The sequence below is a fragment of the Paraburkholderia sp. genome (assembly GCF_024281035.1).
Taxonomy (GTDB): domain Bacteria; phylum Pseudomonadota; class Gammaproteobacteria; order Burkholderiales; family Burkholderiaceae; genus Paraburkholderia.
In genome coordinates this window covers 18612-43406 of record NZ_JAMXLH010000005.1, presented here as the reverse complement: position 1 = coordinate 43406, position 24795 = coordinate 18612, and the positions used below count along the sequence as shown (strand labels likewise).

Annotated in this window: 17 protein-coding genes and 1 pseudogene; 9 read left to right on the top strand and 9 right to left on the bottom strand. The window is 62.6% G+C overall.

From position 1 onward, the window contains the following. The first annotated feature begins 199 nt into the window (after positions 1–199). The 5 genes from Q0L30_RS01085 (at position 200) to Q0L30_RS01065 (ending at position 6979) form a co-directional block, all read left to right on the top strand. Positions 200–1711 (top strand): sugar ABC transporter ATP-binding protein, encoded by a 1512-nt coding sequence (locus Q0L30_RS01085; RefSeq protein ID WP_296650037.1) that lies wholly within the window; start codon positions 200–202, stop codon positions 1709–1711. A gap of 19 nt (positions 1712–1730) precedes the next feature. Beyond that, positions 1731–2756, top strand: coding sequence for an ABC transporter permease (locus Q0L30_RS01080; protein WP_296650036.1), 1026 nt, complete (start codon positions 1731–1733; stop codon positions 2754–2756). A gap of 100 nt (positions 2757–2856) precedes the next feature. Next, positions 2857–3798 (top strand): ABC transporter substrate-binding protein, encoded by a 942-nt coding sequence (locus tag Q0L30_RS01075; protein WP_296650034.1) that lies wholly within the window; start codon positions 2857–2859, stop codon positions 3796–3798. Between the two features lie 148 nt (positions 3799–3946). Beyond that, positions 3947–5245 (top strand): L-fuconate dehydratase, encoded by a 1299-nt coding sequence (locus Q0L30_RS01070; protein WP_296650032.1) that lies wholly within the window; start codon positions 3947–3949, stop codon positions 5243–5245. A gap of 150 nt (positions 5246–5395) precedes the next feature. Continuing rightward, entirely contained in the window at positions 5396–6979 is a 1584-nt protein-coding gene (locus Q0L30_RS01065; RefSeq protein WP_367277753.1) for a Na+/H+ antiporter, read from the top strand. A gap of 163 nt (positions 6980–7142) precedes the next feature. On the opposite strand, the gene Q0L30_RS01060 is transcribed toward Q0L30_RS01065, so the two are convergent. From Q0L30_RS01060 to Q0L30_RS01020, 9 genes are all read right to left on the bottom strand, one after another. Continuing rightward, on the bottom strand, positions 7143–9131 hold the full coding sequence (locus Q0L30_RS01060; RefSeq protein WP_296650149.1) for a c-type cytochrome: 1989 nt from the start codon (positions 9129–9131) through the stop codon (positions 7143–7145). A 992-nt stretch (positions 9132–10123) separates the two neighbouring features. Beyond that, a complete protein-coding gene (locus Q0L30_RS01055) occupies positions 10124–12217 on the bottom strand; it encodes a Na/Pi symporter (RefSeq protein ID WP_296650028.1) in 2094 nt (697 codons plus the stop codon). Positions 12218–12902: 685 nt separating this feature from the next. Beyond that, a complete protein-coding gene (locus tag Q0L30_RS01050) occupies positions 12903–13190 on the bottom strand; it encodes a hypothetical protein (RefSeq protein WP_296650026.1) in 288 nt (95 codons plus the stop codon). Beyond that, positions 13187–13864: an MgtC/SapB family protein gene (locus Q0L30_RS01045; protein WP_296650024.1), complete on the bottom strand. Its 678-nt coding sequence runs from the start codon at positions 13862–13864 to the stop codon at positions 13187–13189. The genes Q0L30_RS01050 and Q0L30_RS01045 overlap by 4 nt, the downstream gene beginning before the upstream one ends. A gap of 75 nt (positions 13865–13939) precedes the next feature. Beyond that, the gene (locus Q0L30_RS01040) at positions 13940–14497 is read right to left on the bottom strand and encodes an NUDIX hydrolase (protein ID WP_367277751.1); all 558 of its coding nucleotides are present in this window, start codon (positions 14495–14497) and stop codon (positions 13940–13942) included. Between the two features lie 569 nt (positions 14498–15066). Further along, positions 15067–16047 (bottom strand): FAD:protein FMN transferase, encoded by a 981-nt coding sequence (locus Q0L30_RS01035; protein ID WP_296650022.1) that lies wholly within the window; start codon positions 16045–16047, stop codon positions 15067–15069. Further along, entirely contained in the window at positions 16028–18250 is a 2223-nt protein-coding gene (locus Q0L30_RS01030) for a PepSY domain-containing protein (protein WP_296650020.1), read from the bottom strand. The genes Q0L30_RS01035 and Q0L30_RS01030 overlap by 20 nt, the downstream gene beginning before the upstream one ends. 15 nt (positions 18251–18265) lie before the next feature. After that, the gene (locus Q0L30_RS01025) at positions 18266–18742 is read right to left on the bottom strand and encodes a DUF2271 domain-containing protein (protein ID WP_296650019.1); all 477 of its coding nucleotides are present in this window, start codon (positions 18740–18742) and stop codon (positions 18266–18268) included. A 65-nt stretch (positions 18743–18807) separates the two neighbouring features. Beyond that, complete coding sequence (locus Q0L30_RS01020) at positions 18808–19266, bottom strand: PepSY domain-containing protein (RefSeq protein ID WP_296650018.1); 459 nt, start codon at positions 19264–19266, stop codon at positions 18808–18810. A gap of 144 nt (positions 19267–19410) precedes the next feature. On the opposite strand from Q0L30_RS01020, the gene Q0L30_RS01015 reads away from it, so the two are divergent. The 4 genes and pseudogenes from Q0L30_RS01015 to Q0L30_RS01000 all read left to right on the top strand — a co-directional run bounded on the left by Q0L30_RS01015 (position 19411) and on the right by Q0L30_RS01000 (position 24415). Next, positions 19411–20070, top strand: a complete 660-nt coding sequence (locus Q0L30_RS01015) for a response regulator (protein WP_296650017.1) — start codon at positions 19411–19413, stop codon at positions 20068–20070. Between the two features lie 2 nt (positions 20071–20072). Next, positions 20073–21437 (top strand): HAMP domain-containing sensor histidine kinase, encoded by a 1365-nt coding sequence (locus Q0L30_RS01010; RefSeq protein WP_296650015.1) that lies wholly within the window; start codon positions 20073–20075, stop codon positions 21435–21437. A gap of 293 nt (positions 21438–21730) precedes the next feature. Then, positions 21731–21856 (top strand): annotated as a pseudogene (locus Q0L30_RS01005) (L-threonine dehydrogenase); the annotation flags it as partial. A gap of 210 nt (positions 21857–22066) precedes the next feature. Next, entirely contained in the window at positions 22067–24415 is a 2349-nt protein-coding gene (locus tag Q0L30_RS01000) for a TonB-dependent receptor (protein WP_296650012.1), read from the top strand. Positions 24416–24795 lie beyond the last annotated feature (380 nt).

Below are 24795 nucleotides of genomic sequence, written 5' to 3'. Positions count from 1 at the left end.
CCTTAGGTTGAGCCAAGGCTGACTTCAGTCGTAGAATCGTCATACATCGGTTGTGGAGACCCTGGCGGTACCCGGCAACAGGCTGCGATTGCAGCTTTAAATGCCGGCGATGCCCGACGAACCGATATCCGACGTTTTTTCGACCCACTCCTCCCGACCAGGCCACCTGCTGCCGGGAATTTGTCGTGAAAACCGCGCCATGATCCCGCTCATTTCCGTTAGCAGGCTCAGCAAGCGCTTTCCGGGCGTTAGAGCGCTTCACGAAGTCCAGTTCGACCTGATGGCGGGCGAAGTCCATGCGCTGATGGGTGAAAACGGCGCGGGCAAATCGACGCTCATGAAAATCCTCGCGGGCGTCTACACCCGCGATTCAGGCGAAATCCTCTACGACGGCCAGCCCGTCGCCTTCCTCAGTCCGCGCGAAGCGCAGTCCGTCGGCATCGGCATCATTCATCAGGAACTCCAACTGATGAACCACCTGAGCGTCGCGCAAAACATGTTCATCGGCCGCGAGCCGCACGGCCGTTTAGGCGTGTTCCTCGACGAAGAAAAACTCAATGACCAGGCGCGCGACATCCTCGCACGCATGCACGTCAAGATCGACCCGCGTGCGACTGTCGGCACGCTCACGGTCGCGAAACAGCAGATGGTGGAAATCGCCAAGGCGCTGTCCTTCGATTCGCGCGTGCTGATCATGGACGAACCGACCTCGGCGCTCAACGACGCCGAGATCGCCGAGCTTTTCCGCATCATCCGGCAACTGAAGGGCCGGGGCGTCGGCGTCATCTACATCTCGCACAAGATGGACGAGCTCAAGCAGATCTCCGACCGCGTCACCGTGCTGCGCGACGGCGAATATGTGGCGACGGTCGACGCACAGGCCACGAGCATCGACACGATCATCAGCATGATGGTCGGACGAAAGCTGTCCGACGCCCCTTCTGTCCACGGTGGTGACAGCAGGGGCGAAATCGCGCTCGAAGTGAAGCATCTGAATGCCGGCCCGCTCGTGAAAGACGTGAGCTTCGCCCTGCACAAAGGCGAGATCCTCGGCTTCGCCGGTCTCATGGGCGCAGGCCGCACCGAAGTCGCGCGCGCGGTGTTCGGCGCCGATCCGGTCGATTCCGGCGAAACCCTCGTGGGCGGCGTGAAGGTGACGATCAAGCGGCCGAGCGATGCGGTGGCGCGCGGGATCGGCTATCTCTCCGAAGACCGCAAGCATTTCGGCCTCGCGACCGGCATGGATGTCGAATCGAATATCGTGATGTCCAACCTCGGCAAATTCCTGTCGTTCAATTTTTTCCTGCGCCGCGCGCAGATCCGCAAGACCGCTGCGCACTTCATCAAACTGCTCGCGATCCGCACGCCCGCGGCGACCCAACAGGTGCGATTGCTCTCGGGCGGCAATCAGCAAAAAATCGTCATCGCGAAGTGGCTCGAACGCGACTGCGACGTCCTCTTTTTCGACGAGCCGACGCGCGGCATCGACGTCGGCGCGAAAAGCGAAATCTACAAGCTGCTGCGCGCGCTCGCCGATCAGGGCAAAGCCATCGTGATGATCTCGTCCGAATTGCCGGAAATCCTGCGCATGAGCGACCGCATCGTCGTGATGTGCGAAGGGCGCATTACCGGCGAACTCGATGCGAAGGACGCGACGCAGGAGCGCATCATGCAACTGGCCACACAACGCGATACCTTAAAAGCGGCGTGATCTTCTAAAGGTCCACTTCATGACACTGCGATCGGATACTTCGGTACTGGCGAACAAGGAACGGCCGTCCGGCCTCAAATCGCGCCTCTTCGCACCGGCCACGGTGCAGAAGATGCTGGCCTTCGTCAGCCTGATCCTGCTGCTGGCGTTTTTCAGCTTCGCCTCGTCCGCCTTCATGCAGGTGGACAACATGCTCGGCATTCTGCAGGCGACAGCGGTCAACGGCGTGCTCGCCATCGCCTGCACGTTCGTCATCATCACGGGCGGCATCGACTTGTCGGTCGGCACGCTGATGACCTTCACCGCTGTTATTTGCGGCGTGTTTCTCACTTACTGGCATTTGCCGATGTGGACCGGCGTGCTGGCCGCCATCGGAACCGGCGCGCTGTGCGGAATCGTTTCGGGCACGCTGACCGCGAAAATGAAAATACCGCCGTTCATCGCAACGCTCGGCATGATGATGCTGCTAAAAGGTCTGTCGCTCGTCGTCTCGTCCGACCAGCCGATCTATTTCAACGACACCGAAAACTTCTACAGAATTTCGCAGGATTCGCTGATCGGTTATCTCGTGCCGAGCCTGCCGATTCCGAATGCGGTGCTGATCCTCTTCGCGCTCGCCATCCTGAGTTCGGTCATCCTCAATCGCACGGCGCTCGGGCGCTATACGTTCGCGCTCGGCAGCAACGAAGAAGCGGTGCGCCTGTCCGGCGTGAATGTCGATCGCTGGAAGATCGCCATTTACGGATTCGGCGGCGCCATCTGCGGCGTGGCCGGCCTGCTGATCGCGTCGCGCCTGAATTCGGCGCAGCCCGCGCTCGGACAGGGTTACGAGCTCGAAGCGATCGCTGCCGTGGTGATCGGCGGCACGTCGCTGAGCGGCGGCGCGGGCACGATTCTCGGCACCATCATCGGCGCGTTCATCATGAGCGTGCTGACCAACGGACTTCGCATCCTGTCCGTCGCGCAGGAATGGCAGATCGTGGTGACCGGCCTCATCATCATCCTCGCGGTCTACGCCGACATTCTGCGGCGCAAGAAGCTCTGACGCTCCACCGGACGATCACTAGAGAAGGACGGGAGCACGACAGCACGAAAGCGCTCCCCATCGGCAGAAGGTTGATGTCCCACTCAAGAGGAGAACCCCCATGTTGAAACGGAGACTTGTCGGTGTCGTGGTTGGCGTAGGCGCACTCGTTGGCGGCACGATGCTCGCGCGCGCGGACGAACCTTATATTCCGCTCATCTCGAAGGGCTTCCAGCATCAGTTCTGGCAGGCCGTCAAATCGGGCGCAGAACAGTCGGCAAAAGAGCACAACGTCAGGATCAGCTTCGAGGGCCCCGAAACCGAGGCCATGGTCGACAAGCAGATCGACATGCTCTCCGCCGCGCTCGCGAAGAAGCCGCAGGCGCTCGGCATCGCCGCGCTCGACAGCAAGGCCGCCATTCCGCTTCTGAAGCGCGCACAGGCCGACAAGATCCCCGTGATCGCCTTCGACTCCGGCGTCGACAGCGACATCCCGCTGACAACCTGTTCGACGGATAACCTCGCCGCCGCCGCGCTGGCCGCCGACAAGATGGCAGACGCCATCGGCAACGCCGGTGAAGTCGCGCTGATCGTGCACGACCAGACGAGCCGCACCGGCATCGGCCGCCGCGACGGCTTCCTGAATCAGATGAAGGCCAAACATCCGAACATCAAAATCGTGTCTGTGCAATACGGCGGCGGCGATCACCTGAAGTCGGCGGAAATCGCCAAAGCGATGCTTCAGGCCAACCCCAATCTAAAGGGCATTTTCGCCTCCAATGAAGGCTCGGCAGACGGCGCAGCCATCGGCGTCAAGGAGTCCGGCAAGAAGGTCGTCCTGGTCGGCTTCGACTCCGGCAAGGAACAAAAAGACGACATCACCTCGGGCCTGATGCTCGGTGCGATCACCCAGAACCCGGTGGGCATCGGCAAGTGCGTCGTCGATTCCGCCGTGAAGGCGCTCAAGGGCGAGAAGCTGCCCAAGAAGATCGACACGGGCTTCTTCTGGTACGACAAGAGCAACATGACCGATCCGAAGATCGCTGCAGTGCTCTACGACTGATCCGCAGCGAGCACGGCACGACGAATCAGGAAGGGCTACGGCCCTTCCCTTTTCTTTTTCCCGCGCACCGCGTAAAGCGGTATGGCGCATGTCATAGCACGTCACTGCAGCGGCCCGTCCAGCGGCCCTCACCCCGGAGCGTGACCCGATGACCACGATCACCAAGCTGTCCGTCAAGGACATCCGGTTTCCAACGTCGCGTTCGCTCGACGGCTCGGACGCGATGAATGCCGCGCCGGATTATTCGGCGACGTACGTGACACTCGAAACCGATTCGCCGACACCGCTTACCGGCCACGGGCTCACCTTCACGATCGGGCGCGGCAACGAAATCTGCGTGTGCGCCGCGCACGCGCTCGCCCCGCTTATCGTCGGCAAAAAGCTCGAGGATATTGCTGCGGATATGGGCGCCTTCTGGCACGCACTGACCTCGGATAGCCAGTTGCGATGGATCGGTCCCGACAAGGGCGCGATGCATCTGGCGACGGCGGCTGTCGTGAACGCCGTCTGGGATCTGTGGGCGAAATCGCAGGGCAAACCGGTGTGGAAACTGCTCGTCGACATGAGCCCGGAAGAACTCGTGCGTTGCCTCGATTTTCGCTACGTCACCGATGCGATCACGCCGCACGAAGCCATCGCGCTGCTGCATCGCCATGCGAAGACGCGCAGCGTGCGCGAAGCGGAAATGCTCGCGCACGGCTATCCGGCGTATACGACGTCGGCGGGCTGGCTCGGCTACGACGACGACAAAATCCGCCGGCTCGCACGCGAAGGCGTCGCGAACGGCTGGACGCATTTCAAGCAGAAGGTGGGCGGCAATATCGAAGAGGACGCGCGGCGTGCGCGCATCCTGCGTGAGGAGATCGGCGACAACCTCAAGCTCATGATGGACGCCAACCAGGTATGGGACGTGGAAGAGGCCGTGGCCAACATGCGGCGCCTCGCGCAATTCGACCCGTGGTGGATCGAGGAGCCGACGAGCCCCGACGACATCCTCGGCCACGCCACGATCCGCGAGCGAATCCGGCCCATCGGCGTCGCCACGGGCGAGCATTGCCAGAACCGCGTGATGTTCAAGCAACTGCTGCAGGCAAAGGCGATCGACTTCTGCCAGATCGACAGTTGCCGCCTGGGCGGCCTGAACGAAGTGATCGTCGTGCTGCTCATGGCCGCGAAATTCGGCGTGCCCGTGTGTCCGCATGCGGGCGGCGTCGGGCTCTGCGAATATGTGCAGCACATCTCGCTCTTCGACTATATCTGCGTGTCGGCTTCGCTCGAAAACCGCGTGCTCGAATACGTCGATCATCTGCACGAGCATTTCGTCGATCCGGTCGTGATCCGCAACGGACATTACATGCCGCCGCAACGCGCGGGTTACAGCATCGAAATGCATGCGGCTTCGCTCGATCAGTACGCGTTTCCCGATGGTCCTGCGTGGCGGCCTTGAGTGCCGGCCTTGAGTGCCGGCGCGATTGCGCCGCGGCAGGCGCGACCACTCTGACAACGCGCAGCGCGAAGCCGCGCTAGTATGCGAGTCGTCGGCCCCACGCGGCCCATGCCGCGTGAACGGCCGCACCTCGATACCTGGGTGAACGAAATGAGCAACGTCGCGTTTTTTCATACTCTGCTCGTCCTCATCGTCGGCGCTGGCGCGCTGACGTGGCTCGCCGAGCGTCTCGCCATCGCACCCGCGGTCGTGTTGCTGCTCGGCGGCTCCGCCATCGCGCTGACCGGCGGCCCCGCGCCCGATATCGACCCGAATCTCCTGCTCGCAGCGGTGCTGCCGCCGCTGCTCATGTCGAGTTCGTTCTACACCGCGTGGAAGGACTTCCGGCGCGAAATCGGCACGATCTCTTCGCTCGTGCTGGGCGCCGTGGTGTTCACGACCGTCGCCGTGGCCGTTGCCGTGCGCGCGGTCGAGCCCACGCTGCCGTGGGCCGCGTGCTTCGCGCTCGGTGCGATTGTCTCGCCGCCCGACGCCGTGGCCGCAAAGGCGATGCTCCAGCGCTTCCCGCTGCCGGGGCGGCTCGTCACCGTGCTCGAAGGCGAGAGCCTCGTCAACGATGCGTCGGGCCTGCTGCTGTATCAGATGGCCATTGCCGCGGCGCTCGCCGGACAATTCACGGTGCCGCGCGCCCTCGCGGTGTTCTCGATGCTGACCGTAATCGGCGTGGCCGTCGGCATCGGGTGCGGATACGGCATGACGTGGCTCATCAAGCGTCTTCGCGAGCCGATGCTCAGCATCATGCTGACGTTCGTGATGGCGTGGGCAAGCTATGCGATCGCCGAGAAACTGGACGGCTCGGGTGTGCTCGCGGTCGTGTCCTGCGGACTCGTGCTCGGCATCCACCAGCATCAGGCGTTCGATGCGCCCATGCGCGTCAAGGCGGAGGCGTCCTGGGAAGTCATCGTGTTCGTGCTCGACGCGCTGGTGTTCATCCTCATCGGCCTCGCGCTGCACGGCATTCTCTCGCGCATGCATGAGCAGAACGCGCTTTTCGCGTCGGGCCTCGGCGTCGCGCTCGCGGCCACCGCAGCCGCAATCGTGGCGCGCCTCGCGTGGGTAGGTTTCGCGATCTGGCTGCCGTCGAAGCTCGCGGCGCGCCACGGCAAGACAGTGCGCGCGTGGCGCTTCGATGAAGCTGTCGTGCTCGGCTGGGCGGGCATGCGCGGCGTGGTGAGCCTCGCGGCTGCGCTCGCGCTGCCGGTGAGTTTTCCGGGGCGCGACACGATCATCTTCAGCACGTTCATCGTGATCTTCGCCACGCTCGTCGTTCAGGGCCTCTCGCTTGCGCCACTGATCCGGCTGCTGCGTTTGCGTCCCTTGCAGCGTACGACGATGTCCGAATTCGAAGCGCGTTCGCACGCGTTTCGCGCAGCCCTGATCAAGCTGGAAAAGATTGCAAAAACGGCGCCGAAGGACGAATGCGAGAGCATTGAACGCATGCTCGACGAATACCGCGTTCGCGTGCGCTCCAATGAAAACGCGCATGTGTCCGGCTCCGAGCACGTGGAACGGCGCGCGAAGTTGTTGCGGCTGGAACTCGAACTGGTGTCGAAATCGCGCGAAGCGCTGCTCGGCCTGCACGACAACAACCGCATTCAGGACAGCGTGCTGCACCGGATCGAAGCCGAACTCGATCTCGAAGAGTTCAGGCTTCAGCGTCTGCTCGAACCGTGAGCGGCGCAGGCTGGCACTCACCCATGCGCCCCATCACGCGGTTTCGACTCCCGCGAAGTCTTTGGACTTCACGGGAGTCAATGCATCGAATCTCGCATCCGCCCGCCGCTGAGTCTTCTCCGGTTCGGCGGACGCGACCCGCTTCATCGCGACGGCATGCCCTTCAATAGCGCGCGTCCTTCGGTTTGCCGCCCTTCGGCCAGTCGTGGATCTTCGGTGCGAAGTCCGCGCGCGGCTGCGTCGTGAAGTAGGCTGCGACGTCGATAGCATCCTGGTCGCTCAATCCGCCTTGCGCCAGCGGGAACTGGTTGCGCGCGCCGACCGGCATGTTGTTCTTCACGAAGGCCGCCGCCGTATAGAGCCGTGCCATCCCCGCGCCGATGTTGAACGACTGGTCGCCCCACAGCGGCGGATAGATGTACTCGCCGTCCGCGCGCTTCGCGCCTTCGCCGTTCGCGCCGTGACACGACGCGCATTGCGCCGAATACACGTCCTTGCCGTGCGCGAGATTCGGCTGGAGGCTGGTATCGATCTTGCCCGCGCCGCGCCCCACGATTTTGTCTTTCATGCGATAGCCGCCCTTCATCCAGTCGAAGTACGCGACCATCGCCTTCATGTCGGCGGAGTCGACCGGCAGCGCCTTGCCGTTCATCGAGCGCAGGAAGCAGCCGTTGATGCGATCGGCCAGCGAGATCACCTTGCCGGCGCGCGCCGCGTAGCTCGGGAACTGTGCCGACAGGCCGACAAACGGCGAGGCCTGCGCCACCGTTCCGGAATTCAGGTGGCAGCTCACGCAGTTCAGCGAATCGCCGACATGATCCGGCAACAGCGCCTTCGTCTGCATGTTCAACCGCATGCCGCGCACGAGCTGCGCCGCATTCGGCTCGTCGAGCATCGCGGCGAAGCGCGGCGTCTTGAAGGCCGGCGTGCGTGCAGGGCTCGTAACGACCTGGCTGCGCAGCTTGCTGACCTGCGACGCGGTAATCGCAACGTTATGGCCGCCCCAGCTATGGCGCACGAACGTCAGGATGTCGGCCAGCTCCTGATCGGACAACTGGTCGAAGGCCGGCATCGTGTAGGCACGCGGATAGGTCGCGGTCCGCGCCGACGTCCAGCCAGTCAGTGCGACGTGAATCAGCGAATCGGCATTGGCCGACAGCACGGCCGGATTAGCCGACAGCGGCGGGAACGCCGACGAAAAACCGCGTCCGTCAGTCTGGTGGCAGGACGCGCAGAACTGCGCGTATCCGAGTCCGCCTTTCGACGTGAAGAGCGCGGCGGGCTCTGCCGCTACCGTCTGCGCGACGGCTGGACGCGCGTCCGCGCCGCCCGGCAGCGACTTCATGTAGACAGCCATCGCCTTCAGGTCGGCGTCGTTCAGATACTGCGTGCTGTGATGAACCACGTCGGTCATGCCGCCCGCCGCCGACGTATAGCGGTTTTGCCCGGTCTTGAGCAGCGTGACCAGGTCATCCTCCGTCCACAGATTGCGCAGATTGATCGCGTGCCACGACTCGACCGTCGAGCCCGAGAGAAAGAGGCTGCCTTTGGCGCCCACATCGGACATCGCCTTTTCCTGGAAGCCGATGCCGCGCGGTGTGTGGCACGCGCCGCAGTGACCGAGGCTCTGCGTCAGATAGGCGCCGCGATTCCACTCCGCGCTACGGGCCGGATTGGGCGCGAAGGGCGTGTCGTCGAGGAAGGCCGAGTTCCAGAGTGCGAGCGTCCAGCGCATGTTGAACGGCCACTTGATGCCGAGCGGCCGGTTGGCCTGCGAGACGGGCGGGACGCCCTGTTTCAGGTAGGCGTACAGCGCGTGCATATCCTCGTCGCCGATCTTCGCGTACGACGGATAAGGCATCGCGGGATAGAGGTTGTGCCCGTCGGCGGCGACGCCCTTGCGCATGACCCGTTCGAACTCGGCAAAGGTGTAGCGGCCGATGCCGGTCGTCTCGTCGGGCGTGATGTTGGTCGAATAGACCGCGCCAAACGGCGTGGTCAGCGCGAGGCCGCCGGCCATCGGCTTGCCGCCGGGCGCCGTGTGGCACGCGACGCAATCGCCCGCGCGGGCAACGTAGGCGCCGCGCGCGACCGCATTGGCGTCGGCGGGAGCGGCCTGAGCGGTGGCGGCCAGTGCAACGGGTCCAAGCATCGCCAGTGCGGTCAAGACCCAACCCTGAAGCTTTCCATGTTTCCTGGCAAGCCCGTTCATCAATCGATGATTCATGGTGTGAGAGGTTGTTGTTGTTGGACGGCCGAAACGCTCAATTGCCTTGTCCTGCAACGGCTGACGCATCGGGTCGATGGTGTGAACCGACAATAAAGTTTGACACAGGCAATCCCCGAGAATCAGTCGCTTATCCGCGTGCTTGAACACTCACTGGCGAAATAGAGTTTGACACTTCGGCTTCTCCACGCATAAAGCCATCGCCCTTGCGACAATAGTGTTTGACACAACGCAAGCCGCGACGCCGATTGACCCACCTCCATTTCCCCGCCGGTTCTTCAGGCTGATTTTGACGCTCGAATTCGCGAGCACGGCTACGATAGATTTTTTGCTCGCATTCTGATGGGAAGTGGTGCCGTCGCACGCGTGGCACCCGTCGCGCGCATCGCGTCCGCCTGCGTTATACCCTCACCCAGCACAACTCACGCGGTGCGGTTGGTTTCCTCTTTATGTACCATCATCGACCTGGGTATCGCTGTCGGTCCCAAACAGGCTAGCGAACGCTTCCCCCTGGGAACCCGGGACCTCAACTGGCAGTGTGGTCTGGGCGTGGTCGCGCAACCATGAGAAGCGATGCCATCCATCGGTGAAGCCTGGTGAGCCGTCAGCATCGAGGCACGCAACCGACATGTACAAAACAGGAACTGGCACCGCAGGCGCATGCCCGATTCGGGCGTACCGGTCACCACCTCCTACGCCGTTCTTCCCCGTACAGCTATCTGTCGTGGACCACGCAGTGTCGAGCATGGCAACGGATATCCAGACTACTTCATCCGGTTCGCGATGGGCGGGACAGTTACTCCGCCGCCATTCGAATTCACCCATCTCCCTGGAAGCCCCCTGAGCACTGATCGCCACAGCAGTCGATTTGCTGCCGCACCGAATGCGTCGGGAATAACGATGCAACTGGGGTACCGTCAACGCCTTGCGAATACAAGAACAACAAGCAGCACGACGATAAGTACGGCAAGCCATTTCACCAGGACGACCAGACTTCCCACTTTCTCATCAAGCGTGCGAACCGCCTCGAGTTCCTGAATGCCGCTGCGGCCAGGCCGCGCGTCATCGGTACTTGCGCGTACTCCATCAGGATCGCAAAGCCTGATCGCTGCCTGCTCGAATGCCATATGAGTCACATATCCTGTCGCGACTTCGGGCAAACTGGTTGTGTTGACGCTGTCCGGTCGGAGAAACACGCACGCGTCACCGTGTGCATTTGCAGCTTCCGGTGTGAGCAGATAAAGATTCTTCAGCGACAGCCCGAGCTTGACGTCCGTGAGACGCGCAGCATCGATGCACTCGATGAGACCCTGCATGCTGCTCGCCGGAACGTGGAGCGATGCCCACCACCGTCCGTTCTCCTGCATCTCATGATCGGCAGCGTTGTAGCCAAGTCTGGCCGTACCGAGCGGAATGTCGGAGAACGTGATGCCCAATATATCCTGCCATTCGCGCAGGCCCCGATGATCCCCTTCAGTGAGTTCCCTGGCCGCAAACGTAACGCTGACGGCGTGCTGCCTGGTCCAGGGCTCTCCGATCACACACAGATATCCGTCGTCCAGATGCGCGGTCCCCTGTACGTAGCTAGTCAGGACCGGCTGCCTCTCCTCCCCGGTGGGTTCCGCCTGCCGCACTATACGGAGGTCCTGGAGCGTCAACCAGATCGATCGGGCGGCCTCGTACTGCGTACGCACGCCGTCACTCGTTGTGCTCGCAACCGTATCGCGCCCGCACCCGGAAATACGACGCCCGATGGCCGGTGTATCGCCGTCGCGTATTCGGGATTCTGCCTGGGTGCTGTCTCGCAGATCATCCTCCGCATGCTGGATTGCCTCGTGCACCGGCGGCGGATTGCCGGCGTTGGAATCGATCCCATCCAGAATGTCCTTGTGAAGAACGTCTCTGCCGGGAATACGGCTGCGTTCTCGCAGATACTGACGAATCTCAACCAGCAATTCACCTGGATCGGCCAGGCGACGCAATGTCGGACGCAATGCATGATCGCGTGTGCCCCTCGGAAGCGGCTTGCCCCGCTGGTCACCGTGAACCGATCCAGACTGGCTCGTGACCTTGATAAACGCCGGCATCAGGCGGGCGAGAAAGTTGCCGTACGGAGAAAGCAGTGGCAGAAACAGCACGGCCAGGACGACGTTGAACAGCGTGTGGAAGTCCGCGACCACACGTCCGTTGTCGGCCTCGATGGTTACCATGAATATTCCGATCGGCCCGAGAGCGGCAAGCACCAGAGTGGCCCCGATCGTCAGGATAAGAAGGTTGCCCATCTGGAGCCGCCTCGATGCAGGATCGTCTGGATCTGCCGATTCGAGCACCAGTTTGATCGCGGCGCCCAGATTCGCACCGACTACCAGTGCGAATGCGGCATTCGGCGGCACGACGTTCCTGGCGCAGAGGGACGCGACCAGCAACACGGCAGCAAGGTTTGAGTCCGCGGCCCAGCTAAGGCTTGCGGCGAGCAGCACATCTACCAGCGGGACGGTCGACGCGGCGCCCAGCAGCATGCGCAGGCTAGGCGCGTCTTCGTAGTCGGTCATGAGATCGAGCAGCTCGTGCAGCGCAAACAGCATTACGCCCAGCCCGATGAACGCGCGACCCAGATCATGAGCCCGCGTATTCGATGTCTTTCGAAACATGGGCATACCGACCAGTATCAGTGTCGGCGAGAGGGCCGGTATGTCGAACGACAGCGCCTGCACAATCAACGTCGCACCGATGTTCGCCCCCAGCAGGATGGCCAGCGCCGGAACAAGTTCAGCACGACCTGCTGCAGCAAGACCGGCTAGCATCGAGCCCGTTGCTGTACCGCTTTGCAATACGGCCCCCGCACCCACACCGGCAACTAATGCTTGCCCCCGATTGCGCAGGGACTGCGCGAGTAGCGACTGAAGCCCCGCGCCGAAAGCCCGCCGCGTGCCCGTCTGAACCATCTGCGTGCCCAGTAGCAAAAGCGCGACGGAGCCTGCCAGATCAATCAGCGTAAATGTCGTCGGCATGCGCGTGCTCCTGTTGTGCCGTCGTGCCGCCGGTTTTCCTGAAACGCTTGGGCGTGTCGCCGCCCTCCATGTTCACAAATGCTGCTGACACTCGCGATGAACACACACCATTATCCAAAGGATTTTCGGTGGTATTTGTGTGCGAGTGTACAGTCAGTCCCGTCCAGAGGGCGGAAGTGTGAATCATTCGTGCGAAGCGGGCCGGTGATGCGGGCGTGCGTTGCTAGCCGCGGCTTTTGTGTAGCAGACCGTCGATCAAACGACGTCCAGTGGAAAAGCCACCCATCGGCGCGCCTGCGTCCTTGCCACTCGTGCGCCCCGCCTTCGCTTCTCCGTGTCGCGCAATTATGTGAAACTAAAATGGGCGTGCCTGCCTACACGTGGTCGACACAATAACCAGATCCCGAGTAGTAGTTCAACTTGTCAGAATCGGCCCAGATCGTATTGCGCCGCAGCACTGACTTTGATTTCGAGTCCGAGGTCATCATAGAGGCGTTTCATTTGGCGCCACCGGAAAACGCCCGCCCAGCCAGTTTTTCCCAAGGCTTACTTGTGCGCAGAAACGGCGCTCCTGATTAGAAATGGGAAGCCTCTGGCGATCAACGGGCCTCGCAATAGCTGCATACGCGTGCGCCGATCTGGTTGATCCGCCTTTTGGCACTATGTTTGCGATACGTAGTGGGGCTCAGTTCCGCTCGTGACTGAAGAGGTCATCGACAATCTTTCGCGCAGCGCTGTACCCACCCATAAGCGCGTCAGCCTCCGTTGCGAACGCTCGGCCGCGGACCTCGCCGAAGCGCAAGGGTGAGAAAATCGCCACCGCACTGCGGTCCCTGAATACTCTGACGACAGCCACGTATCCGGGCACCGATTGCATCCCTTTCCCCAGTTGGATGCTGACGTCGACCTCGACGGAAACTTCCAGGGTAAAGCCGTTGTATTCGTAACTTCGCAGCATGTCTGTCCCGTTCATTGGTCGTGCCGGCACGCGCGCACGCCAGACATCTTCTCGAGCCGCAGGCAGATCACCGAGAACTCACTTGTACTCACGCGCGACAGTGCGATTTGCACGTCGTCGAGTTCCGGATCGTCTTCGGATTGCTGGACGATGAACTGCTTGACCCGGACGCTCCCTGAACCGAGCGTGTGATGCACGGTGTCCAGAGACACGCTTCCACGCTCGACCAGTAGTTGTATGTTGCGCTGTTGCCGAACAGAAATGAAGCGGCGCTCAAGCGGCTTCACGCCCGCGAGAATTACCAGGATGATGACGGTTGCACCGATGGCGGCCGTGTGCATTCCGCCACCGACAGCGAGGCCGACGCCAGCGACGGACCACAAGCTCGCAGCCGTGGTCAATCCCCGCACGACTTCGCCCCGAAGCAGGATCGATCCTGCCCCGAGGAAGCCAATTCCCGATACGACCTGGGCCGCAACCCGCGATGGATCGAGTACGACGTTCTTCTCGCCCAGCACATCGGCAAAACCGTATGCCGACACCAGCATCATCAGGCACGCCCCGACGCACACGAGCATGTGCGTGCGCAAACCGGCAGCCCAGTTCAGTCTTTCGCGCTCAAAGCCGACCACGCTGCCCAGTAGTGCCGCCATAAACAGTCGCGACAGAATCTCAAAATTCCCAATCATGGTCTCGATCTCAATAGCCAGCCATGTACTTATCTGCGATCCTGGGGCGGAGCACTGGATGCAGACGGCAGTTGGCTAGATTGTCGCGCTTTTGTGACCAAAAATGAGATTCACGATTTCGCGCGTAGGTACGCTGGTGAGAAGCGTGGCCACTTTCCGGGGGCGAAACCATCGACATCGAAGGATTTCACTGCTCGGTTCGGGCCTCGCATCGGTTGGCACGACTGCGTAGAAGACGTAATGCCGCTTGCTCAGACCGCCGAACTGGAACAGGTAGCCGAGTTCGAGCCCGGCGAGGGTTGTTTCCTCGCTCAGTTCCCGTCTTGCCGCATCCGCCGGGGATTCGTCACGCCGGATTGTGCCGCCGGGCAAGGCCCATCGTGAACGCCCCCGTTCGACGAGGAGGATTCTGCCGTCCTGCCAGCACACGACGGTCGCTCTGTTTTTCATGCTCGCGGATTCAGGTTCGGTACAGTAATTTTCAGGTGAATCGAAACGTTGCTCCGGTCGAAAGCCGTTCGTAACAAAACTGGTGAATGAACCACCTGAGCAACGATCGATCCCGGCGCGCGATGCGCCACCGACGATTTGAGCGTTGCATTCTGACGGGGAACAATAAAAATGGGAACCCACTTTTCACTCGAAGCTCGTAGGCCTCCCGGCCTATTGTTGCTTCGGCTGTCGCAGCGCTGACGACTTCGCCCCCGGAGGCATCCCTGCGAAGCGGTTGGGCGAGTTCAACACACCTGCCGGTTTTTCTATCACCTCGCGTAATGGCCATGGTACGTACGACGGACGGCATGAAGCCCTTGCACATACCCAATATATGTTCGCTTCAGACCGGTCGTCGTGGAAAAGATGTGCCGCATCCAGACGAGGAACTGATGTGGCGTAATGCTGACAGGCTCAGGTGCGAAGAAAGATCCAGGAAGATCGTGGCACACAGGATGAACCTGATCGGTTCCAGGCCCGATCCGAAACACCGGTTCGTTCTGGCGTTGACGCCGGCCGGGCGTGAGGAGTCACTTGCCGAACTGAGGCCTAGTCGAAACCGGATCCGTGGGTATCACTCATGGTTATCGAGGCCCCAGCACCGTTGGCGACGGCGAAATTCGCGGTGGCGGCATCAGCCTCTCTCAGATCGAGGCAGTTTCATTCGACGTCTTCTCGCGTTTCAGCAATTGTGTGCAACGGCGCTGGGTTCAAGGAGGCGTCGCATCTGCGAAGCAACCGGTGGCGATCGTATGAAACGCACCACCGCCACGCACGATGAAGAGTGCGTCCAGGTTGCGCTGCACGGCTAAGGCGCGTCCCTCCTTCATGCCGAGCACCATCAGCGCGGTCGCATAAGCATCCGCGTCCGTGCAGTTGGGTGCGATAACCGTGACCGATGCAATCTCGCCGTGCAACGGCGAACCGGTCCGTGGATCCATCGTATGTGAGATACGCATGCCGTCGATGTCCGCCCAGTGCCGGTAATCGCCCGACGTTGCGATGGCCGCATTGCCCAGCTCGATCACACTGATCGTTGCGCGCTGCGCGTAATCAGGCGCCTCGACAGCGATCGCCCAGAGTGAGCCGTCGGGCTTGCGTCCGCGTGCGCGCATTTCACCATCGATGCCGACGAGCCACGAGCCGAGCCCATGTCCGTCGAGCACGCGCGCGAGTTCGTCCACGCCGAATCCCTTTGCAATACCGCACAGATCGAAGCCGACATCGGCCTGCCGGCGTGCGCGGCACTGTCGCATATCGACTTCGAGCAGGGCGTTCGCGGGCCGGATCGGAGCCGGGCCCGGTGCATCTTGTGGTTTGATCCGCCGCGCAGACGCGGGGCCGAAGCCCCACGTGTCGACCAGTTCACCGACACCGATGTTGAACGCGTTGTCCGTTTCATGGCCGATTTCGAGTGCGCGCGCGAGCACCGCCGTGAGATTCGCTGAAACGGGCGCCCAGCAGCCCGGTAAGGTCCGGTTCAACCTCGAGAGATCGGAGTCGGGCTTCCAGTTCGACATCTGGTTGTCGACGGCGCAGACCGCTGATTCCAGTTCCGCGGCGAGTGCTTTGACGTCCACATGCAGGGGGGCAAAGAACTGCACGTCGTAGCGGGTACCCATCGTCGCTCCGTTCACGCGGCATCGATTCATTCGCGTGTCCGGCGACCACTCAATAGACGTCTTCGACATAGCGCCCCTGCATTCTCAACTGTGAGACGGACAGGCCGGAGCCATCCAGGATGCGCTCCCATGCCCGCGCGACGCCTTCAGCCATGCCGCGTCCGCCGCACACCATGATCTGCGCGCCATGCAGAACGAGGCTGCGCAGGCCGCGCGCATCGCCAATGAGCCGGTCCTGCACGTAGGCCCGGCGGCCGGAGCGCGAGAATGCGGTCGTCAGCCCGAGAAGCCGCCGGTCGCGAACGAGGCCGGCGAGTTCATCGCGATACAGGAAGCCGCGCCCGGCATCGCGCGCCCCGAAGTAGAGGTACATGGGGCGTCGCGCGCTGTTATGGCGGACAAAACCGACCAGTGGACCGATGCCCGTTCCCGCGCCGATCAGGATCACGGGCGCACTGCCCACTCCCGGCCGGAAGTGCGGGTGCGGCCGGACGAACGCATTGATCGTTTGCCCCGGTTTCAGCGCGGTCAGGTAGCCCGAGCACAGGCCATCCGGATGGCGGCGCACGCAGATCTCGACGAATCCGTCCGATGAAGCGCTCGCGAGCGAGTAGTAGCGCGGCGACGCGCTGCCGGGCGGCACGATGCCCACGAGGTCGCCAGATTCGAATTTCGGCAGCCCGGGTTTCGCGAGCCATATCCACGGCGTTCGCCTGCGACCGGCACGCACGAATCGCAGCACCGACGTCAACGCCTGCGGATCGGCGTCGTAGTCTTCGCGCGCAACGAGCGTGAGCGGCATCGTGCGAGGCAGAGAAGGCGTGTAGCGGATATCGAGTTCGACGCCGAGCGCTTCACCGAGTCGCGCGCACCATGCACGGAATTCAGGCTCCGACTGCCGGTCGACGGTGCCCGGTTCGAGCAGCGCATCGAAGCCTTTTGCGGCAAGCGCGCTCTGGACCGCCGCTGCATAGCCACAAAAGTGCGGAAACTGGCGATCGCCGAAACCCAGCACGGCAAACGAGACACCCGGTCCCGCGGCGCTCTGCGTGAGCTTCGGTAGGAAGTGTGTGGCACTCGCCGGCGCATCACCGTCGCCGTAAGTGGCAGTCAGCACGACAAGACGACGCATGCTGCGATACTCGCTCGCAATGTCGTTCATCGGCGCGACGTGCACGCGCAATCCCGCCTGCGTCAACGCGCGATGCAGCGCCGCGGCAAATCCCCACGTGCTGTTTCCCTCGCTGCCGACCAGCAGTACGGTATCCGCATCGCGCGGCGACGACGCGCCGCTCAACCTGGGCATTGCCTGGCGTCGGCGCGCCCAGAGCAGCACGCCGGTCACGGCCAAAAGTGGCACGCACAGCGACGATGCGCCGAGCAGGAGTCCGAACCACCAGAGCCCTTCACCCGTATGCAGCATCCGCACGACCGCGTGCAGGCGCTGCCATCCATCCGCGGGCTGCCAGGCGAGCCATCGGCCCGACGAAGGATCGATGTAGCCTGCACCATCAACCGTCTTCACTTCGATCGAGCTTGCCGGCCCGCCTTGCACGGGGAGCGTCACCTGCCGCAGCGCCGCTACGTCGAGCGTCCGCAGCGCGGCGATTTGCCCGACAGGTTGAAGACGCGCGGCATCAATGCGCTCTGTCTGAGTGGGCTGGGGCTGTGTAGGGCCGCCTTCGGGAATCACGCCAAATGTCGTCAGCGACAGCACGAATCCAGTCAGCGCGGACAATGTCAGTCCGGCAAGGGCGACACGGGCGGTTTCGTTGTGCAGCCGCGGCAGCGTGTTGCCGCGGATACGGCCGAACAGATGTGTCCATCCGCCCATCCGCCGCGCGAGCAGCACGAGACCGGACAGCGCGACGAGCAGCATCGCGGCGGCTGTTACGCCCATCGCGAGTCGACCGCCATCGCCGAGCAAAAGCTTGCGATGCAGGTTCGTCAGCCAGCGCACCACGGGCGATGGCCGCCACGGGCCAACCACGTTGCCGGTCGATGGATCGACGACCGACGCCTGCTGTTCGCCATCGACGTCGTGATACGCGATGATCGCGCCGGACGGCCGCCGCACGATCTTCGTGACGCCGGGCACGTGGGTGCTCACGCGGTCTGCGAGCGTTGCGACGTTCAGCGGTGTATGCGGTCCGCCCGTGAGACGCGCGCGTTCAAGAACGGGATTCACTGACAACGCCGCACCCGTCAACGTGATCACCACGAAAAATAGTGCGGCGATCAGGCCGGGAACCGAATGAAGTCTGCGCAGCATCGGATGCTCCACCGGTCAAAGCGAATAGCGAAACGACGTCACGTAGCCCCGCCCCTTCGTCGCCTTGCCTGCACCGGACGCCGACAGCGGCACGACGATTTCCGACGCGTTTTCGTTCATGTCTTCGACGGCCGTGTCGATGTGGATCTGGTAGCCGGCGTCGAGCAGGGCGTCGGATACGTCGAGCGTTGCGCGCAGCGTCCTGCCCGCGCCGACGCTTGCGCCCGTGATGCCGTCAATCCGCGCTGCTCCGCCGGTCGCGCGGTACCAGTCGCGCAGATGCCGGTGGTATTTGGCCTGGCGGCCCGCCATCCACAGCGTGCCCTGATAGCGTCCAGCCTGGTCGGTGACGTACATCACGACGTAGGCGCCGTCTCCTCCATAGTTCGCGAGCTGAGTCTCGAATGTCACCGGGCGCGCGGCGGCGGGTAATGGCGCGGCCAGCGCGCCGGCAATCGCTGCGGTCGCGGCGATCGGCAATGCCTGTTTCATCAGTAATCTCCTGGTTCGGGTGAGGACGGCCGCGGCCTGAGTGGCGGGTCGCGAAGCCGCCCGACTCAGCGGATCTGCACGCTGGGCTTCGAGCCTGGCGTGAGCAAACCGCCGGGCGGCGCGCCGACGGGCGAATCGACCGCGTTGCCGGTAGTCGTGCCGTCGGGTGCCGCACCGTGATGCTCGCGTTCGCCGCCGTGCCCCTGTTCGTCCTCGTCATTGCGTTTCAGGCGGAGGACGTCGAGCGTGGCCGGATCGAGCCTTGCCTTGAAACGGCGGCCGTCGGTGTCGTACCCTTTGAGTTCGTAACAGCCGTCGTCGACTTTCAGCCTGTCGATGCGCCAGCCCTTCTGCTGCGCCATTGCATAGACGGCGTCGCGCGGTTTCCAGTCGGCGAGCGGCGCGTTACAGCGCTCGCCTGCCAGCGCGCTGCGGATCAAGGGACTGGCGGCGACGACAAACAATGCGCCGGTGAGGACGAGCAATGCGAGGGCGAAGCCTTTTGCCAGCCGGGAATGATTCATGACGTTGTATCCTCCGTTCGGATCGCTGGGCTCTACAATGACCACCAAACCTGAAGCGAAGCTTGCGGACGCAAAGAATCTTCGTCATGTTCGCTTCAGGTTGGCGTGGCAGATTCGCCTGAGACATTGGATCGGGACAAACGAATGAGAGTGCTTCTTGTCGAGGATGATCGGTGGCTCGGAGAAGCCGTGCGCGACCAGATAGAAAAAGACGGTCACCCAACCGATTTCGTCGCCAGCCTCGCCGACGCGCACCGTCACCTGGCGGCCGCAACCTACGACCTGATCCTGCTCGATCTGCTCCTTCCTGATGGTCGCGGGCTGGACTTCCTGCGCGAACTGCGCACGGCCGGCTCGACCGTGTCCGTCATCATCCTGACCGCGCTCGACCAGGTTTCGAACCGCATCGCCGGGCTCAATGCCGGCGCGGACGACTATCTCGTGAAGCCGTTCGACCTTGACGAGCTATCCGCACGCGTAAGTGCGGTTGCCCGCCGCTACTCGGGCAATCCGAATCCGCTGGTGAAGCTGCGTGACCTGAGCGTCGATACGGCGGCGCGCAACGTGATGCGAGGCGACAAGCGTATCGACCTGACCGCGAGTGAATGGGCGCTCCTCGATGCGTTGATTCAACGCCCCGGGATGATCCTGTCGAAGCTGAGGCTCGAAGAGAGCCTTTATTCGTTTAACGACGAAATCGAAAGCAACACGATCGAGGTGCACGTGAGCCGTCTGCGCAAGAAACTCGGCGCCGAAACGATCGAGACCGTGCGCGGCCTCGGCTATCGGCTGAGGCGGGAATAGCGATGCCGCGCAGCCTGCAACTCCGGCTCGCAACGGCGCTTGCCGCCGGGCTCGCGGTGCTGTCGGTCGCGGCCGCGGCTGCGTCGTTCCACGTGCTTCGCCACGAAATCGACCGAATATCTGACAGCGCACTGCAGGAGACGGCGCAACGTCTGTTGCCGCTTGCGGCGATGGAAATCCTCGGTCGCGACGCCGACGGCAGCGACAATCAACGCATTGCAGCCGTGCGTCCGCATGACGAGCTGCTGACTTACGTCGTGCGTGATGCGACCGGCAAAACGCTGCTGCAGTCGCACGACGCGGACGAAACGGTTTTTCCGCCGAAACTGCGTGCCGGGTTCGTCTCGACGGCGACGCATCGGGTCTACGCGGAAACCGGTCTGGAGGGCACGATGTCACTGCTGGTCGCGGAGCCGCTCAAGGCCCGCCGGCATGCCGAGATCAAGGCCGCACTCGCAGTCGGCCGAGCAGTCGCGCTGTTTCTGCCGGTCGGCCTCGCGGGTATCTGGCTGATCGTGCGCACCGGGCTGCGGCCGGTCCGCCGCTTCTGCGGCAGTATCGCGACACGTGGGCAGAACGACCTGAGCCCGCTCGACAAGCAATCGCTGCCCGTGGAGATGACACCCATCGCCGACGCAGTCAACGATTTGATGACGCGCCTCGAACGCGCGCTTGCTGCCGAACGCAACATCACCGCCAACAGTGCGCACGAGTTGCGCACGCCGATCGCGGCGGCGCTCGCCCAGACGCAGCGCCTGATCGCCGAAGCGCCGTCCGCGCCACTTCGCGAGCGGGCGCGGAACATCGAGGGTGCGCTGCGCGCGTTGTCGCAGATCAGCGAGAAGTTGATGCAACTCGCGCGCGCGGAGGACGGGCGCATCCTTGCCGACACCCCGCAGGATTTGCGCCCCGCTTTGTCGCTCGTCATCGATGACTTTCGACGTGCCGCGAACGCGAGCTCAATCGAGCTCGACCTGCCGGAAGACCCTGCACTCTCCCGTATCGATCCCGACGCTTTCGCCATCGTTGTACGCAATCTGATCGAGAACGCACTGAATCACGGCGCGGCGGGTGGACCGATACGGGTCGTGCTGTCACCGGGCGGCACGTTCAGCGTGACAAATCACGGACAGGCGGTGCCGCACGACGTGCTCGGACGCCTGACGAAACAATTCGAACGCGGTACGTCGATGACGAAAGGCAGCGGGCTTGGTCTTGCCATTGTTAACGCGATCGCGAAGGGCGCGGGCGCGACGCTCTCGCTGCACTCGCCGGCGCCGGGCTGGCCGGACGGTTTTCAGGCAGTCATCGACGGCCTGCTTCTTGTTTCGGGCCGACACGGAACCGCGTCAGAAAAAAGACGGTAAGGCGCACTGCGGCTCATCAACGTCCGCGATGCGTAACAGACCTTTTGCCGCCTGGACAGCGGCCACGTATTCAGCCGTTCGGTATGCAACGTTCTGAACCGATGTTGCGTCGGTCAAGCGTGTGATATGTGAAGGTTTGGAACAGTACCCCGGGCGATATGTGTTGAATCGGTGCAGTCGTCTGTTGTGTCCCGCGTGATTACCGCTGAGGTATCGGCCTTTCACGTATTGGTACGGTTCGTGCTTCAAGCTTTCGGCCGTGTAAGAAGAACGACATAATCTTCGGAGACGACATGGGCTACCTGAGCATTGCGGATCGCACCGACAGCTTCTTCATTCCTTGCGTCGCGCTCATTGGTCCGGGCTACGCACGTGAGACCGGTGATCGTGCGAAGTCACTGGGCGCCGAAAAGGCACTGTAAGACGTCCCGTCTCCCTCTCTGGCAATGCCAGGAGGGGATGCGTCACTTGCGTACTGAACTGTCCCGTCATTTCGGGAATAGTACCCACCGCACGCGAAAGGCCTGGTACAAGACTCAGCCAAACGCATGCGGCTCACAACAACAGCAGTCACCACGTTACCGGCTCGCCAGGCCGGCGTGTGGATGACATGACACGAGACACAAGCAATGTCCAGACACAATCACAACCCCGCGTGGCCCCGCTTCCGGCGGCGCGCCGGCCTCACGCTTGTCTTCGGCTCGGCGCTCGCTGGCGCTCCCGCAGTCGTTTTTGCGCAGGCCACCGCGCCGGATGCAGCGTCAACAGTTCCGGCCGCATCTGCCACGGACTCTGCTGCAACGGCGCCAACACAAAACGAACCGGTGCACCAGCTTGCACCGATCGTCGTAGTCGGCACGACGCCGCTGCTCGGCATCGGCACGCCGCTTACGCAGGTGCCTGCCAACGTGCAGACGGTACGCGGTTCCGACATCGCGAACCAGAATCGCATGGCGTTACCTGACTTCTTCGAGAAGAACCTGCAAAGCGTCGCGATCAACGAAGCACAGGGCAACCCGTTCCAGATTGACGTCAACTATCGCGGCTTCACCGCGTCGCCTGTGCTTGGCACACCGCAGGGGCTATCCGTGTTTCTCGACGGCGTGCGCGTCAACGAGCCATTCGGCGACGTCGTGAACTGGGACCTGATTCCGCAGCAGGCGATCGACACGATGCAACTGATCCCCGGCTCGAATCCGGTTTTTGGGTTGAACACGCTGGGCGGTGCGCTCGCTGTCACGACCAAGAACGGTCGCGACCATCCAGGCGGTGAGGCGCAGATTATGGGCGGCTCGTGGGGACGCAAGAGCGCACAGATCGAACAGGGCGGTACGATCGGCCAGAACCTCGACTATTACGTGACCGGCAACGCGACGAATGAAGACGGCTGGGCCGACCACAATGGCAGCCGTGTCCGGCAGGGTTTCGGCAAGCTCCGGTATAAGGATTCGGACACGACCCTGTCGCTATCGGCCGGCGGGGCGGACAACAACCTGCAGGGCTCGCAGACAATACCGCGCTCATTCCTCGACAACCCGCGCCAGGCGTATACGTTCCCCGACCAGAATCTGAATAGCGCCGCGTTCGTCACGTTGAACGGCGAGCACTATTTCAGCGACAACGTCGAGTTAAGCGGCAACGTGTACTACCGGCATTACGACAACACGAACATCAGCAGCAACACAAATGGCGATTTCGACCCGACCGATCCCAACTCGCCGCAGGGCACCAACCAGAAGTCCGATATAACAACGGACAGCTATGGCGCGAACCTGCAACTGACACTGCTCGGCAAGGTGCTCGGCATGAAGAACCAGTTCATTGTCGGCGGCAGCGCGGATATCGCGAATTCGCGCTTCGTGCAGTCGTCCCAGGATGCTTTCTTCACGCCCACGCGCGCGACGATCGGCATCGGCGACTTCAGTCTCGACACCGATGCGAAGACACACAACTCGAACTATGGCCTCTACCTGAGCGACACGCTCGCGCTGACCGAGCAGTGGTCGGCGACGTTCTCCGGGCGCTACGACTTTGCAAGCGTCGACATCGGCGATCAGACGGGTCAGCAGCCGGGTCTGGACGGCCACCACACGTTCTCGCGTTTCAATCCGGCATTCGGCATCAACTGGAATCCGGTGCCGGGCTTTACCGCGTATGCAGCGTACAACGAAGGCATGCGCTCGCCAACCGCGATCGAACTCGCGTGCGCGGACCCGGCCGCGCCGTGCTCACTGCCGAACGACTTCCTCTCCGACCCGGCGCTGCGGCCGGTGATCGCAAAAACGTTCGAGATCGGCGCGCGCGGCCGTATCGGTTCGTCGACGACATGGAACGCCGCGGTGTACCGCACCACGCTCGATGACGATATCCAGTTCATCAGCAGTCCGGCGGCCGCAAACACGGGCTTTTTCCAGAACGTGGGCAAGACGCGGCGCCAGGGTTTCGAGCTGGGCGCGCACACGCAGTGGGGGCCGGTTGGCGTCGGCGCGAACTACAGCTATGTGGACGCGACCTACCAGTCCACGTGGACCGAGAGCGCCCGGAGCAATTCGAGTGCGGACGCGAACGGCAACATCACCGTGCATCCGGGCGACCGCATTCCGGGCATCCCGGCGAACACGGTGAAGATGCGGCTCGACTACACGCCGATTTCGCAACTCAATTTCGGTACGAACCTGACGTGGCGCGGCAGTATCTTCGCGCGCGGCGACGAGGACAATCAGGATGTGAACGGCAAAATCTCCGGCTACTTTCTCGTCGACCTCGATGCGACGTGGAACGTGACGAAACAGTTGCAGGTGTTCGCGCTGGTGACGAACCTGCTCAACAAGCAATACTCGAGCTTCGGCGTTCTTGGGCAAAACTTCTTCACCGGCCCGGGCCATACGTTTGACTTCACGAATGCGGCCAACGAGCAGTTCCTCGGCATGGGAGCGCCGCGTGGTGCGTGGGTCGGATTGAGGTATGCCTGGAAGTAGTGCTGAAGATTCGCCAGCGCGCAGCCGCGCGTCAGCGCTGCGCGCTGGGCGCCCCGTGCGAATTTGCGGTTCGGGCGGTCGGACCACTCAGCACGAGGCGCAAGCAAAGTCGATTATTGATACCGGAATTCCACCCGGATTCAACGTCGAGACGACCAGACAGGTCCGTGCGGCGTGCCTGCCCGTATACCTCGCAGAAGAGAAAAGCCCGCAGAGGTGGCAGGCTGAAACCATATGCATGGAGATATGCAGGGGAGTTGATTCTGTGGGTGGTAGCCGTGAATGCATTGTGAAGAAGTGCATGGACTCCTTCACGAAGTAATTCTGTAGAGGTGGGCCCAGTAGATCATCGGGTGACCAAGGCCATTGAGACCACCTCC

Excerpts from the sequence above, each read along its gene's own strand:
- Q0L30_RS01085 (WP_296650037.1), top strand. The coding sequence starts at position 200 with ATGATCCCGCTCATTTCCGTTAGCAGGCTCAGCAAGCGCTTTCCGGGC.
- Q0L30_RS01080 (WP_296650036.1), top strand. The coding sequence starts at position 1,731 with ATGACACTGCGATCGGATACTTCGGTACTGGCGAACAAGGAACGGCCG.
- Q0L30_RS01075 (WP_296650034.1), top strand. The coding sequence starts at position 2,857 with ATGTTGAAACGGAGACTTGTCGGTGTCGTGGTTGGCGTAGGCGCACTC.
- Q0L30_RS01070 (WP_296650032.1), top strand. The coding sequence starts at position 3,947 with ATGACCACGATCACCAAGCTGTCCGTCAAGGACATCCGGTTTCCAACG.
- Q0L30_RS01065 (WP_367277753.1), top strand. The coding sequence starts at position 5,396 with ATGAGCAACGTCGCGTTTTTTCATACTCTGCTCGTCCTCATCGTCGGC.
- Q0L30_RS01060 (WP_296650149.1), bottom strand. The coding sequence starts at position 9,131 with ATGCTTGGACCCGTTGCACTGGCCGCCACCGCTCAGGCCGCTCCCGCC.
- Q0L30_RS01055 (WP_296650028.1), bottom strand. The coding sequence starts at position 12,217 with ATGCCGACGACATTTACGCTGATTGATCTGGCAGGCTCCGTCGCGCTT.
- Q0L30_RS01050 (WP_296650026.1), bottom strand. The coding sequence starts at position 13,190 with ATGAACGGGACAGACATGCTGCGAAGTTACGAATACAACGGCTTTACC.
- Q0L30_RS01045 (WP_296650024.1), bottom strand. The coding sequence starts at position 13,864 with ATGATTGGGAATTTTGAGATTCTGTCGCGACTGTTTATGGCGGCACTA.
- Q0L30_RS01035 (WP_296650022.1), bottom strand. The coding sequence starts at position 16,047 with ATGTCGAAGACGTCTATTGAGTGGTCGCCGGACACGCGAATGAATCGA.
- Q0L30_RS01030 (WP_296650020.1), bottom strand. The coding sequence starts at position 18,250 with ATGCTGCGCAGACTTCATTCGGTTCCCGGCCTGATCGCCGCACTATTT.
- Q0L30_RS01025 (WP_296650019.1), bottom strand. The coding sequence starts at position 18,742 with ATGAAACAGGCATTGCCGATCGCCGCGACCGCAGCGATTGCCGGCGCG.
- Q0L30_RS01020 (WP_296650018.1), bottom strand. The coding sequence starts at position 19,266 with ATGAATCATTCCCGGCTGGCAAAAGGCTTCGCCCTCGCATTGCTCGTC.
- Q0L30_RS01015 (WP_296650017.1), top strand. The coding sequence starts at position 19,411 with ATGAGAGTGCTTCTTGTCGAGGATGATCGGTGGCTCGGAGAAGCCGTG.
- Q0L30_RS01010 (WP_296650015.1), top strand. The coding sequence starts at position 20,073 with ATGCCGCGCAGCCTGCAACTCCGGCTCGCAACGGCGCTTGCCGCCGGG.
- Q0L30_RS01000 (WP_296650012.1), top strand. The coding sequence starts at position 22,067 with ATGTCCAGACACAATCACAACCCCGCGTGGCCCCGCTTCCGGCGGCGC.